The sequence below is a fragment of the Proteiniclasticum sp. genome, assembly GCF_032054185.1.
In the GTDB taxonomy this organism is placed as follows: Bacteria; Bacillota; Clostridia; order Clostridiales; family Clostridiaceae; genus Proteiniclasticum.
Genome location: NZ_DAMBTF010000002.1, coordinates 21,374 through 34,603 on the forward strand (window position 1 = coordinate 21,374; position 13,230 = coordinate 34,603).

The 13,230-nt window shown below is 45.3% G+C and carries 12 protein-coding genes; 1 reads left to right on the plus strand and 11 read right to left on the minus strand.

Going from position 1 to position 13,230, the window contains the following annotated elements; translation table 11 throughout:
• Positions 1-17 precede the first annotated feature (17 nt).
• From RTX25_RS01145 to RTX25_RS01165, 5 genes are all read right to left on the minus strand, one after another.
• Entirely contained in the window at positions 18-176 is a 159-nt protein-coding gene (locus RTX25_RS01145) for a DUF6903 family protein (RefSeq protein WP_312649532.1), read from the minus strand.
• A complete protein-coding gene (gnpA, locus tag RTX25_RS01150; protein ID WP_312649534.1) occupies positions 173-2,347 on the minus strand; it encodes a 1,3-beta-galactosyl-N-acetylhexosamine phosphorylase in 2,175 nt (724 codons plus the stop codon). Before gnpA ends, RTX25_RS01145 begins: the two co-directional genes overlap by 4 nt.
• Before the next feature lies 1 nt (position 2,348).
• A complete protein-coding gene (locus RTX25_RS01155) occupies positions 2,349-3,224 on the minus strand; it encodes a carbohydrate ABC transporter permease (protein WP_312649535.1) in 876 nt (291 codons plus the stop codon).
• Between the two features lie 18 nt (positions 3,225-3,242).
• On the minus strand, positions 3,243-4,136 hold the full coding sequence (locus tag RTX25_RS01160; RefSeq protein WP_312649537.1) for a sugar ABC transporter permease: 894 nt from the start codon (positions 4,134-4,136) through the stop codon (positions 3,243-3,245).
• A 76-nt stretch (positions 4,137-4,212) separates the two neighbouring features.
• Complete coding sequence (locus RTX25_RS01165) at positions 4,213-5,616, minus strand: carbohydrate ABC transporter substrate-binding protein (RefSeq protein ID WP_312649539.1); 1,404 nt, start codon at positions 5,614-5,616, stop codon at positions 4,213-4,215.
• A gap of 179 nt (positions 5,617-5,795) precedes the next feature.
• Between RTX25_RS01165 and RTX25_RS01170 the strand changes: the two genes are divergently transcribed.
• Positions 5,796-6,644: an AraC family transcriptional regulator gene (locus RTX25_RS01170; RefSeq protein WP_312649541.1), complete on the plus strand. Its 849-nt coding sequence runs from the start codon at positions 5,796-5,798 to the stop codon at positions 6,642-6,644.
• Between the two features lie 58 nt (positions 6,645-6,702).
• On the opposite strand, the gene RTX25_RS01175 is transcribed toward RTX25_RS01170, so the two are convergent.
• From RTX25_RS01175 to RTX25_RS01200, 6 genes are all read right to left on the minus strand, one after another.
• Positions 6,703-8,370, minus strand: coding sequence for a formate--tetrahydrofolate ligase (locus tag RTX25_RS01175; protein WP_312649543.1), 1,668 nt, complete (start codon positions 8,368-8,370; stop codon positions 6,703-6,705).
• 24 nt (positions 8,371-8,394) lie between these two features.
• Positions 8,395-8,781, minus strand: a complete 387-nt coding sequence (locus RTX25_RS01180; protein ID WP_312649545.1) for a thioesterase family protein — start codon at positions 8,779-8,781, stop codon at positions 8,395-8,397.
• 154 nt (positions 8,782-8,935) lie between these two features.
• Positions 8,936-10,867 (minus strand): ATP-dependent zinc metalloprotease FtsH, encoded by a 1,932-nt coding sequence (gene ftsH, locus RTX25_RS01185; protein WP_397428505.1) that lies wholly within the window; start codon positions 10,865-10,867, stop codon positions 8,936-8,938.
• A 126-nt stretch (positions 10,868-10,993) separates the two neighbouring features.
• A complete protein-coding gene (gene hpt / locus RTX25_RS01190; protein ID WP_312649547.1) occupies positions 10,994-11,536 on the minus strand; it encodes a hypoxanthine phosphoribosyltransferase in 543 nt (180 codons plus the stop codon).
• Positions 11,533-12,915: a tRNA lysidine(34) synthetase TilS gene (tilS, locus tag RTX25_RS01195; protein ID WP_312649549.1), complete on the minus strand. Its 1,383-nt coding sequence runs from the start codon at positions 12,913-12,915 to the stop codon at positions 11,533-11,535. Before tilS ends, hpt begins: the two co-directional genes overlap by 4 nt.
• Positions 12,916-13,033: 118 nt before the next feature.
• Positions 13,034-13,225: a hypothetical protein gene (locus tag RTX25_RS01200; RefSeq protein WP_312649551.1), complete on the minus strand. Its 192-nt coding sequence runs from the start codon at positions 13,223-13,225 to the stop codon at positions 13,034-13,036.
• Positions 13,226-13,230 lie beyond the last annotated feature (5 nt).

A 13,230-nucleotide genomic window follows, 5' to 3' on the forward strand; every position in this document is an offset into this window, starting at 1 on the left:
GATATGTGCTTCTTTTTCTATCTTCTTGCTCTGTTGTAAAGGTAAAGTGATGTGAGCATCAATATGAGCCCACCCGTCATAATGAGAAGTCCCTTCATGCCTTCCCTTCCGAATCCGAAAAACAGAAGGATGATTCCGGATAATAAAAGGATGATTTCTAAAACTGATTTTCTCATGCCTTTTCTCCGTAGCTGATCCATCTGATTTCCGAAGGATGAAGTGCTAATGAGGTCTCTTTTCCTTCATGATCCCAGACTGTTGTCTCCTGAGGTCTGTCCGAATTGTTTACTACAGCATATTTCTCTATGGAAGGATAGCCATGCACCTCAACCTCGATGTTGTCCGCATAAAGCACAGACATGTCCTTCTCCTTGTGTGCAGAGTAGAACATCGCACGATGAAGAAGGCGTGAATTTTCCATGTTGAAAGGCAGCCCTGCAATATAGACCGCTCTTCCTCTTCCATAATCATGAGCGGAAAGCTCCACCTGACCGTCATGATAACTGAGAATCTCCGTGTCCTCATACAGCGCATAGATATTTTTCATTCCCTCACCGAAGTCGATATCTGTTCTGGTGTTTTCTGTGATGAAATGGTCTTCTACAGGTGTCCTGAAATACTTGTCCGTACTCAGACTGAAGCCAAGCTCCTTATCGATGCCCAAAGCATCGGCCAGCTGGAAGAAACGTCCGCCGTGATGTACAGCAGAAGGCTCTCCGATTCCGATGAATCCGCCGCCTTCATGAATCCATCTTCTTATGGTCGCAACCAGCTTCGGATCCAGCCACTCCTCTCCTCCTGAAAATGCCGTCATGGCATCTCCTGCATTGATGATGACATCAACATCTTCTGGAACGCCGTTTTTTCTCACATCGTCGAAGGAGATGAAGCTCACATCTGCGGAGCTTCCGCTGAGGGCTTCAAGAACCCCAAGATAGGAATAGATCTGCTTATACCAGAGCGCATGGGCGACCATATGGGTCTGCCAGGACCTCAGCTCTCCCCAGGAATTGAGTACGGCGACCTTGATGCCGGTGTAAGGTTTTACCCCTGCGATCTTTCCGTGGATGTCTCTGAATTCATCGGCCACTGACTCGATATAGTCCACAAACTTCGGGAACTGATATGCAAGGGAGAGATAACCACCGTACCCGATCCGGTCAACAGGTTTTCTTAAGATGGCACGTCTTGCCGACAGCCAGTTCTCTTTGGCTTCTATGGTCGGGTCATTGCCTTCTCTGAAGGTGTCCGGGAAGAAGTAAGGAAGGAATCTCCCTTCAGTATATTTCACGCCTGGAATGCCTGAGATCATTCTAAGGGTAGCTCCCCCGCCGACTGATCCCACGACGGCATCCAGACCGATTTCCTTGAAATACTTTCCGTAGGGCTCGGTACCGATCCAATTGTCCCCAAGAAACATCATGGCTTCCTTGCCATGGGCATGGACCCTGTCCACAAGCTTCTTTGCCTCATCAGCCACGAATCTGCTCTGGAAATCGATGAAATCCAGATACTCTTTTGTAGGCACCCTGAAGGCTGTATTGTAGTATCCTTTATCCACAATATGCTCAGGTCTCAGGCGATATCCTTTTTCTTTCTCGAACGCTTCAAGCGCTTCAATGGAGACGCTTGCACTGTAACCGAACCAGTCTACGAATTTCTCTTTTCCTTTTTCGTTGAATACCAGAGTGAAATGATAGAAGAAAGTCGTGAACCTCACCACATCAGTTCTGGGATTTTCCTCCAGCCACTTTTCCATATAGCTGTGGATATATTCATTGGAATATTTCTTTCTCACATCAAAGGGAATATCATGTTCCTTTTCGCCCCAGTTATTGGTGATGTGGTTATACATCTGAGTGGGATCCCAGATGGCTTTAACAAGGAAGGATACCGTATATTCATGAAAAGGCTCGGTATGGTTAAGGGTGACGGTATTCTTTTCTTCATCCACAGTCCATAAAGAGCTGTCCACAACCTGATCAAGAGTCCTGTCCATAACTTCCCAGAAGATTTTAGGATCATAGCTGTAGTTGGGCTGAACCTGTTCCCTGTAGTATCCGTCCATAATGGAAATGGTGAGTTCCTCCTCTGTCGCCACGTTATGTCTTGTCATGAGGTATATGCTCTGAGTTTCATCCATATGTTCCCTTGAGAAATCATTGTGACCTCTGCTGACAAAATAGGTGGTATAGATCTTGGCATCCAGGTTCTTGATTTCATCGGGGAGCTTTGTACCGTCGCTGTCTCTTAGGGCGTCTGCACCCCACCTCTCCATCATTTCTACGGTTTCATCCAGGAACCCGCTTTCACTTGGTAATGTTAAATTTCCTTTTGTCTTGCTCATATTATCCTTTTACGCCTCCTACGGTCATACCTTCAGTTAATTTTTTCTGGACCAGAATATATAGGATGAGTGTGGGCAGCATGACTAGGACAAGTCCCGCATACATCGGTCCGTAATTTGCCGCACCTCTTTGTGACTGCATGAGATTGATGAGCCCCACAGGAAGAGTTTTTGTTCCGTTGGGCATGAGGGTCAGTGCGATGATATATTCATTCCAGAACGCCAGGAAATTGAACAGAATCACCGTTACAATGCTTGGTCTTGCCATAGGAATCATTATGGTGACCATGGTCCTGAAGTGTCCGGCACCATCCACACTTGCCGCTTCTTCAAAATCTTTCGGAATGGTTCTGAAATAGTTTGAAAGAAGATAGATGGTAAAGGGAATCGCAGTCGCCGCATAGACAAGTGCCAGGACAAATCTGTTGTCCAGAAAAAATCCGATGCCGCTTCCAGCACGCAGCGCGATATCCCAGTCCAAAAGCATAAGAAAAATGGGCACTACGATGTAGTTCACATTGATGAAAATTCCTGCATGAAAAAATGCATTGAGCAGCCTGCTTCCCTTAAAGTCGAATCTTGCCAGTGCATAGGCACAGGGGATCGAAACCAGAAGAAGAATGATGATGGCGAGCGTGGTCACCATGACGGAAGTCAGGAAATACTCACCCATATTTGCGATCTCGACGGCTTCCAGAAAATTGGACAGCTTCAGACCTTTGGGAAATGCCCATGGGTTGGTATAAAATTCGCTGTTGTCCTTGACAGAGGCCATGAATACCCACACTACAGGTACAATGATCGTGATGGCCATGGCGATGAGTGCCATGTAGATGAACATCTTATACAGATTCGGTTTTCTTTTTTTATTATTCATTCTCTTTCTCTCTGCTCCTTAATACTGATAGATGTCGCGTTTTGTCAGCTTATTCACCGTCAATGAAAGAATGAAGGAGAACAGGAAGATCGTCACTCCGATACTCATGCCGTAGCCGTAACTGGAGTTTGTGTAAGCCTGATTGTACATATAGTTCAGGATGACATTGGACGCCCCGTCAGGGCCGCCTGAGGTCATGACCTTGACAAACAGAAAGCTGAGGTTGATGGAACTGATGACATAGAACGTCAGTGTAGTTCTCACGGTTTCCCAGACAAGGGGGAGAGTAATCACAAAGAACTGCGTGATTCTACCTGCCCCTTCAATCTCTGCCGCTTCATAGAGATGCAGCGGGATGCTGCTCATACTGGCCATATACATGACCATGTAGTATCCCACCGCCTGCCAGATCATGGCGATGGTGATGGCATAGATGACGATCTTCTGGTTGCCCAGCCACTGGATATTGACGAAGTCCTGACCCTTGAAAAGCCTCAGAAATCCATTGAGCAGTCCCATGCTGGGATCGTAAATGGCTGAAAAAATCGAGGATATGACGACAACAGACAGGATATTCGGAATATAGAAGATGATTCTGAAGAAATTCTGTCCCTTGACTTTTTCCCTGACCAGAATAGATGCAAAGACCAGTGCGATGGACAGGGTGATCATGGTCACAAGGACCACGATAAGGAGAGTGTTCTGGAATGACTTGATGAAATTCTTGTCGGTAATGAGGATTCTGAAGTTATTAAAACCCACAAACTCTTTGTTTCTTGAGAGTCCTCCCCATTTATAGAGTGACATGACAAATACATTGATCGTGGGATAGACCATGAACACAGACATCAGTATGAGTGCAGGGCTCACGCATATTGCAATGAATCTTTTTAACGCTTTATCTTTTTTCATCTTAAGCTCCTTGACTTTCTAATTAATATACGGTGAGAGACTGATCTCCCACCGTAATTATAAATGAAAGTAATCGTTAGTTGCCTATTGCCGCACTGATTTTCTCAACAGCTTCGACAACATCTGCCTGCCACTGTGCTACTGTCTTGTCCCCTGTAGCCACTGAGTTGATGGTTCCAAAAAGGATACCGGTACCGCTGACAAGGTCAACACCTTCAACAGCTGGTGCAGACTGGAATCCGCCCATGGCAGCTTTTGCGCCGTCATCATATACAGAGTAGTAGAGTTTGTTCGGATCGTTGTCTGGCATGAAGGATGAGGATGTGGTCACGGGCATTACTGCTCCGGACTTCTCATAGATGATCTTTGCCGCTTCATCGGAATACATGTATGCCATGAACTCCTTTGCAAGGTCTGCTTCCTTGGCACCGGCTGGAATATACATCTGTTCGAAGAAAGTGTAGGAGTAGCGGTCTCCGCCGTCTTCCACTGCGGGAAGTGCGCTGAATCCCCATTCGAAGCCCTCAGCTCTTGGTGCCTTTTCCATCTCTCCTGGCAGCCATGTTCCATTAGGTATGAACAGCGCCTTGTTGTCCAGAACCAGCTGCTGGTTCTTGGTGAAGCCTTCGTTGTTCGCCTGAGCGACTGTATCCACATGGTTATGCTTTACAAGTTCTCCAACCAGTTCAAATACCTTAGTCATTTCTGGACTCTTCCAGGTTTCTGCATCAAATGTCATGGCTTTGTTGAATACTTCCGCTCCGCCCACTTCATTGATGAGTGCATAGAAGAACGCATCGAAATATCCTGTTGTCGGATAGGTGAACAGTGCGCTTCCATTAGCCTTTGCGCTGTCATTCAGTGCAAAGAGCTCATCAAAGGTACCAGGAAGCTTATACGCTCCGCCATCCTTAAAAAGTGTCTTGTTGTAGAAGAGTCCTGTAGGACCATAAAACAGTGGTGCAAGATATGTTTTTCCGTCTCCGTAAGGATTGGTGATTAATGTGTCTGTAAATCCTGGGATGATCTTTTCCCCGACCGTCACACTTTCACCTGGAACTTCCATGGACAGGAGGTCTGTAATATCCATGACTGCCTTTTCCTTGATCAGGGTTTCCGTCATCATGCCTTCTCTTCCTACGGAAACATACATGATATCCGGTACATTCATTGCCTGGATCTGTGGTCTTAGTACATCTTCAATGTTTTTCTCAAGAGTCAGTTCAACGGTGACCCCTGGATTGTTGTCTTCAAATTTTTCAGCAACCGCTTTCCAGTGCTCTGTGCCGTATCCTCCGTCAAGCCCTGCCACTTTTAATGTTCTTTCCTCTTTTTCTTCACCTTCGGTTCCTGATGCTGGTGTTTCAACCGGCGTTTCCGTGCCTGGAGTTTCTGTCCCCGGTGTTTCCGCTTTCTGTCCGCATGCTGAAATTGAAATGGCCATGACAGACATCATAAGAAGTGTAAGTATTTTTTTCATAAGATCCTCCTGATAAATATATTTTTTATGTTATCTCTAGTATAAAATCCCGTAAACGTTTTTAGTATCAGTATATTGGCACGAATTTTAACTATATTGCTATTCATCCTGATTCGCAATATAATTATATCATAAGACCCTAAGACATCCTGTATATCCATGAAATGGAGGAACAATCCATGTCAAATGTCCTGTATAAGATTCTCAATGAAAATAACGAGAAAGTGTCTTCCAATCTCATCTATGTTTCAAAAGCGAGATACGAGATGGACTGGCACTCTACGCTTCACAGTCATCCCTTTACCGAGCTCTTCTATGTGGTCAGCGGCTCCGGTAATTTCCTCATTGAAGGCGAGACCTATCATGTGATGCAGGACGATCTTGTTATCGTGAACGCCAACGTCCAGCACACAGAGTCCTCCAAGGATTCCAATCCTCTGGAATATATCGTTCTGGGCATTGAAGGACTCTCTCTTCTACTGGAGCCTGAGCACAAGGATGATCAGATTTCGGAATACTACAGCATCCATAACTACAGAAAGAGCAGAGAAGAAATCCTGCATTTTCTGGATCTTCTTCTTCATGAAGTGGAAAACAGAAGCGATTTCTATGATACCATCTGCCAGAATCTCCTCAATATCCTGATCCTGAACGTGATCCGAAGAAGCAAATCAAATCTTGTCATTTCCACCCAGAAGAATGCCACCAAGGAGTGCACCTACATCCGAAACTATATCGACATTCATTACGCCTCCCCGATCACTCTGGATCTTCTGGCAAATGAAACCTACCTCGATAAATTCTATCTCATCCATGTCTTCAAGAAGCAGTATGACATCTCGCCCATAAACTACCTCATCGAAAAGAGAATCGAGGAATCCATAAATCTTCTGGAGAACACCAACTACTCCGTGTCGAATATCTCAAGCATCGTGGGATTCAATTCCCAGTCCTACTACTCGCAGATCTTCAAGCGGAAAACAGGCCTCACGCCGGCTGAGCACCGCAAAAAACACCGAAAGAAATAATAGCGCAGTAAAGGTGAAGCCGGTTAGGGCTTCACCTTCTTCATTTTCAGCATATATTCTAGAACAGACCTAATATATTCCCGTCCTCATCAATATCCATATTGTTTGCCGCCGGTACCTTCGGCAGTCCTGGCATGGTCATGATGTCTCCTGTCAGACATACGATGAATCCTGCTCCATTGGAGAGCTTGACCTCATTGACCTTGACTTCGAATCCCTTAGGCGCTCCGATGAGCTTCGGATTGTCGGACAGCGAATACTGAGTCTTTGCCATACAGATCGGCTTTTTATCCAGTCCCATAGCTTCAATTTCTCTGATGGTCTTTTCCGCAGCCGCTGAGTAGGCTACAGATGATCCGCCGTAGATTTCTTTAACAATCGTCTCCACCTTTTCTTTTATGGAAAGCTCCACATCATAGAGTGTCTTATAGGTCTGTGCCTTTTCAGCGATCTCAACGACCTTCTTTGCAAGCTCAACTCCGCCTTCTCCGCCTTTTTCCCACACTTCTGTGAGTGCAACTCTGACATTCATCTCATTAAGGAAGTCTTCAATAAACTGAAGCTCTTCAGCTGAGTCAGACACGAATTTGTTGATGGCAACAACAGGTTCAAGGTTGAACTTTCTGATGTTCTCGATCTGCTTTTCAAGATTGACGATACCCTTTTTCAGCGCATCGACACTTGGAGTGGACAGATCAGCCTTTACTACGCCACCGTGGTGCTTAAGTGCTCTTACAGTAGCTACGATGACCACTGCACTTGGGTTAAGACCTCCAAATCTGCATTTGATGTCCAGGAACTTTTCAGCGCCAAGGTCGGCTCCGAAGCCCGCTTCAGTGACCACATAATCGCCAAGCTTCAGCGCGGTCTTTGTGGCAAGAATACTGTTGCACCCGTGAGCGATGTTTGCAAACGGTCCGCCATGGATGATTGCAGGTGTATTTTCCAGTGTCTGTACAAGGTTCGGCATGATGGCATCCTTCATAAGAAGCGCCATTGCTCCCTGAACCTGGAGATCCTTCGCAAATATCGGTTCTCCTGCATAGTTGTAGCCGATCATGATTTCACCCATTCTCGCCTTCAGATCTTCTAAGGAAGTGGCAAGGCATAGAATCGCCATGACTTCTGAAGCAACGGTGATCATGAATCCGTCTTCTCTTGGGAAACCGTTCGGCTTTCCGCCAAGTCCCACATTGACTTTTCTAAGTGCTCTGTCGTTCATATCCATGACTCTCTTGAAAAGCACTCTTCTGATGTCGATGTTGAGGGCATTGCCTTGATGGATATGATTGTCTATGGCTGCTGAAAGAAGGTTGTTGGTGGTGGTTATGGCATGCATATCCCCTGTAAAATGAAGATTGATGTCCTCCATCGGCACAACCTGAGCATATCCGCCGCCTGCAGCTCCACCCTTTACGCCGAATACCGGCCCCAGGGAAGGCTCACGAAGTGCGATGACCGCTTTCTTGCCGATCTTTGTCAGTGCCTGTCCAAGACCGACAGTGACTGTGGATTTTCCTTCTCCTGCAGGAGTAGGGTTGATTGCGGTGACAAGGATAAGCTTTGCATCTTCCTTGTCCTGATTTTTTTTCAGTACATCCAGAGAGATCTTGGCTTTATACTTTCCGTAAAGGTCCAGATCATCCTCTGTAAGTCCCATCTGTCCTGCCACTTCTCTGATGTGCAGCATGGTTGATTCCTGTGCGATTTGAATATCTGTTTTCAAAAATATACCCTCCTGTAATTGTTATTATCTTCCGATTCTACTCATAAATCTCTCGCTGTCGACGACAACTCTTACGTGAGCGCCCTGTCCGATGAGATGTTCTCCGTCATGAGCTTCCAGGCTCAATGTGATCTTTCTTCCGTCAACTTCTGTAATCTCTGCAGAAACGCTGACTTCATGTCCTACAGGTGTTGCTCGGACATGAGACACCTCAAGGCTGATGCCTACAGTGGTCTCTTCAGGTGCGAGAAAGGAACGAATCAGTTCCTTCGAGGTATACTCCATAAGTGCAACCATTGCCGGAGTCGCATAGACTTCAAGATCGCCTGACCCCATGGTGAGCGCTGTATCAAGAGATTCTACGGTCCTTGTTTCAACTCTTTTCATTCCTATAATTGTCTCATCTATCATAAAATCCTCCTAATCTCTTATAATTATAACACCACTTGTTAAGGGAGTGAACAAGTGGAAGCATTTTTTGTAATCATTTACATCTTTATCCAAAATGAAAGGCAGATATTCTGCCTTTCATTTTATTTATTCTTGTCATGCCAAGGCAGACTGATCAGCTTTCAGTAATCGGATTCCCTTTGAAGTCGTCCTCTTCTGTCTCGGCTTTAACAGCTTTCTTTTCAGAAACATCCTTCTTCGCAGCAAAGACTTCAGCATGAACTCTCTTAGTAATGTTTCCTGTGGTAAACAGCTCTTCGAACTCATCCGCCTCGATTTTTTCAAGTTCCAGAAGCTTAGCAGCCAGAAGATGCAGTTTGTCGATGTTTTCGGCAAGTATCTCTTCCGCTTTCTTATATGCGGTATCGATAAGTTCCTTGACTTCATCATCGATGAGCTCACCCATCTTGTCGGACATGGTCTTCGCCTTGGAGAAGTCTCTGCCAAGGAACACTTCCTGATCTTCACCGAAGGAGATGGTACCGACTTTTTCACTCATTCCATACTCTGTGACCATGGAGCGAGCAATCTTTGATACTCTGTCGATGTCATTCTTGGCTCCTGTTGAGATATCTTTAAGCACAAGAGCTTCTGCCACTCTACCACCAAGAAGAGAAACCATCATGTCAAGAAGCCTTGTCTTGCTCATGTAGGATCTGTCTTCTGTAGGCATATGCATGGTGTATCCGCCTGCCATTCCACGTGGAATGATGCTGATCTGATGGATCGGATCCATATTCGGAAGAACTCTTCCGATGATCGCATGTCCCGCTTCATGGTAGGCAGTCAGTCTTCTTTCGTGGTCAGAGACCATTCTGGATTTCTTTTCCGTACCGGCGATGACTCTTGTTATGGCTTCATCGAGCTCTTTCATGGTAATGAACTTTCTGTCTGCCCTGACGGCGAGAAGCGCAGCTTCATTGGTCAGGTTCTCAAGGTCTGCTCCGGTAAATCCTGTGGTCATCTTTGCAAGGGATTCAAGATTGACATCTTCTCCCAGAGGCTTCTTTTTCACATGCACTTTAAGGATTTCCTCTCTGCCCTTGGCATCGGGATATCCTACAGCGATCTGTCTGTCGAAACGGCCTGGTCTGAGCAGTGCATTGTCAAGGATGTCCGGTCTGTTGGTTGCCGCAATCATGATGATTCCTTCATTGATTCCGAATCCGTCCATTTCGACAAGGAGCTGATTCAGTGTCTGTTCTCTTTCATCATGTCCGCCGCCAAGTCCTGCTCCTCTTTTTCTGCCCACCGCATCGATTTCATCGATGAAGATGATACATGGTGCATTCTTCTTGGCCTGCTCAAACATATCTCTGACTCTTGAAGCACCCACACCTACAAACATTTCAACAAAGTCTGATCCTGAAATGCTGAAAAACGGCACACCGGCTTCTCCTGCTGCCGCTTTGGCAAGCAGTGTCTTACCGGTTCCCGGAGGACCTACAAGAAGAATTCCCTTAGGGATTCTTGCACCAAGATCCAGATATTTCTTGGGATTTTTAAGGAAATCCACAATCTCCTGGAGCTCGTATTTTTCTTCTTCAGCACCTGCCACATCCTTGAATGTCACAGTCCTGTTTTCAGGATTCGCCATCTTGGCACGGCTCTTTCCGAAATTCATTGCGCTTTTGTTGCTGTTTCCGATATTCTGATTCTGCTTGTTCATAAAAATCAGGAATAACGCTACGCCCCCTAAAAGCAGTACAGGCGTCAGAATGCTCCAGATGGAAAAATCGGATCTTGGCGAGTATCTCTCGATGACCGCCTCGTTGCCTTCCGCATCCAGAAACTGTGCAAGTCTTTCCGGTGCTGCTACGGTGGTGAAAGTTGTTCCATCCTTCTTGATTCCTTTGATGGTCATGCCATCACTGGAAATATTGATTTCTTTGATCAGATCCGCCTTATACTCCTGGGTGAACTGATTGAATGAAATGGAATTCAGCTGCGCATCCATACCGGAAAACACATATGAAGCCAGAACAAACAGCATGATCACCGCGATAAAGCTGAACATACCCGGTATCTTTTTTCGATTCGTATTCATATTCTCATCAGGCAAGATGACATTGCCTGCTCCTTTCTTTTCTGCATCAAAGAAGGGACTCTTCTTCAATTAAATTGTATACTATTTATTCTACTAGGAAATGATCAAATAATAAAGGATTATTTGTTATTTCCTGTAGACTTCATCCTTCAGCGAAGCGACATAGGGGAGATTCCGATATTTTTCCGCATAATCGATGCCGTAGCCGATAATGAACTCATCTGGAACCTCATATCCGACGTAGGTTACGGGAATTTCTCTGGTTCTTCGTTCCTTCTTGTCCAGCAGGCAGACAATATCGATTCCTGCCGCTTTTCTGGTTTTAAGGTAATCCACAAGATAGCTTAAGGTCAGTCCTGTATCGATGATGTCTTCAATGATCAGGATGTGCTTTCCGGTGATATCCATATCAAGATCCTTGTTGATCTTCACGACACCTGAGCTCTCAGCACCTGTACCGTAGCTTGAAACCTCCATGAACTCTATACTGCAGGGTATGGTGATTTCCTTCATAAGGTCAGTCATGAATACAACTGATCCCTTGAGAATCCCCACAAGAACCAGATCCTTCTCTCTGAAATCTTCGCTGATCTTTACGCCCAGTTCTCTGCATTTTTCCGCCAGCTCTTCACGGCTGATCAGTATCTCCTTGACATCATCTGCTATCATCTGTTTTCCTCCTCAAAAATCCCGACTTCTAAAATTTTCTGTGTGCTTTCTTTGACTTTATAATCATCGCTGATGATCATGGTACCGATATAGAAGATTTCGTTTCTGTTCTGAAAGATAAGGAGAGTATCCCGGTCTTCTCTGCTGATCTTTTTGTCGATCAGGATATTTTTCAGTTTACGGTAGCCGTTCATTCCGAAGGGTCTCATTCTGTCCCCTTCATCCCTGTGTCTGACGATGATCTTCTCCTCAATGATATCTCCGTTGAAGAATCTCAGTTTCTTGTCCTTTACGATTTCATCCCGACCCACATATCTGAAGGTTATGGTTTTTCCCTCAACCACATAGGTTCCTGGAATAGTCAGTTCCTCATGAAGCATACTTTCTTCCCTTTCTGCTGTTTTTTTTCTTTCAATAATGATCTGTCCATAATCGTTACGGGCGGTTATGCCCTCTTTGATGTCGATGATCTTTCCGGTCTCTTTCTCCTTCAGTGCGATGATCTCTCTGATATGAATCTCTTCGATATCCGAAAGGTTTCCCTTGACCCTTTTCAGCGCTTTCTGAATGAGTCTTGTGAGTATCGCCAGGTGAAGGTTAAATGCCTCTTTTCTGATGATGACGCTATGACTGTCCTCAAAGAGAAGCAGGCTCTTCACCTTTTCCTCGGCTGTTTCTTCGAGAAAATCTGAATCAGATGACAGAAGCTCCGCCATACGCCAGATCGTCTCCGGAAAATCTTCATTAAAGTTCTCTCTGATATACGGTACCAGTTCGTTTCTGACCTTGTTTCTTCTGAAAACACTTTCGAGGTTTGAATCGTCTTCTCTGGGCTCAAGGTTTTTCTCCTTGAGATAGGTTGCCAGTTCTTCCTTTTTGAGAAAAAGCAGGGGCTTCACAAATTCTTCCCTTAAAGGCGACATTCCCGTCAGACCGTTTAAACCGCTTCCCCTCATGATGTTCATGAGCACTGTCTCCACCTGATCATCCAGATGATGTGCTGTCGCACACCTGTCGTACTTATGATTTACCATAACATCCTTAAAGAATACATATCTTCGCTCTCTTCCGGCAGCTTCAAGTGAGAGCTTATTCTCTCTTGCATAGGCTTTAACGTCCGTCTTCACGCTGTAGTAAGGGATATTAAGCTTCCTGGCGATCTCTCTTGTGAAATTTTCATCCTCGTCGGCATCATTTCCTCTGAGCATATGATTCAGATGACATGCACCGATCTCAATCTTCAGGCTTTCCTTCAGTTCATGAAGAATCAGAAGCAGTGCAAGAGAATCCGTACCACCGGAAAAAGCGACAAGAATCCGGTCATTCTCTCTGATCAGGTTTTTCTCTTTGATAAATCCGTATACTTTATCCGAAAGCATCATTTTCCTCCATGGCATACTTGTTCCATTTTAATGTACTTTCTTAGTTTACCTTCTTTTTACGCTCATATCAATTGAAAAGGCAAGGAAATACATCCTTGCCCATTATCCTGTCACATTATTCGATATCATCAGGCTGGTACAGATCCACAACCGTATCCGCTTTCAGCTCAGGGTCTTCAGAAATATCCTTCATTCCCCGCATGGTATTGATCGCCTTGCAGCTTTGGCATTCATAACCTGTTTCAACAGGAATGAAATAGGTGATCCTTTCACAGTTTGTGCAGTATGCGTCCTTTGCTTCGAGCATGGCAT

Bases quoted from the DNA above. Each gene is read 5' to 3' on its own strand.
- RTX25_RS01200 (WP_312649551.1), bottom strand. From the start codon at position 13,225: ATGCTCGAAGCAAAGGACGCATACTGCACAAACTGTGAAAGGATCACC.
- gnpA (WP_312649534.1), bottom strand. From the start codon at position 2,347: ATGAGCAAGACAAAAGGAAATTTAACATTACCAAGTGAAAGCGGGTTC.
- RTX25_RS01165 (WP_312649539.1), bottom strand. From the start codon at position 5,616: ATGAAAAAAATACTTACACTTCTTATGATGTCTGTCATGGCCATTTCA.
- RTX25_RS01170 (WP_312649541.1), top strand. From the start codon at position 5,796: ATGTCAAATGTCCTGTATAAGATTCTCAATGAAAATAACGAGAAAGTG.
- tilS (WP_312649549.1), bottom strand. From the start codon at position 12,915: ATGCTTTCGGATAAAGTATACGGATTTATCAAAGAGAAAAACCTGATC.
- RTX25_RS01160 (WP_312649537.1), bottom strand. From the start codon at position 4,136: ATGAAAAAAGATAAAGCGTTAAAAAGATTCATTGCAATATGCGTGAGC.
- RTX25_RS01145 (WP_312649532.1), bottom strand. From the start codon at position 176: ATGAGAAAATCAGTTTTAGAAATCATCCTTTTATTATCCGGAATCATC.
- hpt (WP_312649547.1), bottom strand. From the start codon at position 11,536: ATGATAGCAGATGATGTCAAGGAGATACTGATCAGCCGTGAAGAGCTG.
- ftsH (WP_397428505.1), bottom strand. From the start codon at position 10,867: ATGAATACGAATCGAAAAAAGATACCGGGTATGTTCAGCTTTATCGCG.
- RTX25_RS01155 (WP_312649535.1), bottom strand. From the start codon at position 3,224: ATGAATAATAAAAAAAGAAAACCGAATCTGTATAAGATGTTCATCTAC.
- RTX25_RS01180 (WP_312649545.1), bottom strand. From the start codon at position 8,781: ATGATAGATGAGACAATTATAGGAATGAAAAGAGTTGAAACAAGGACC.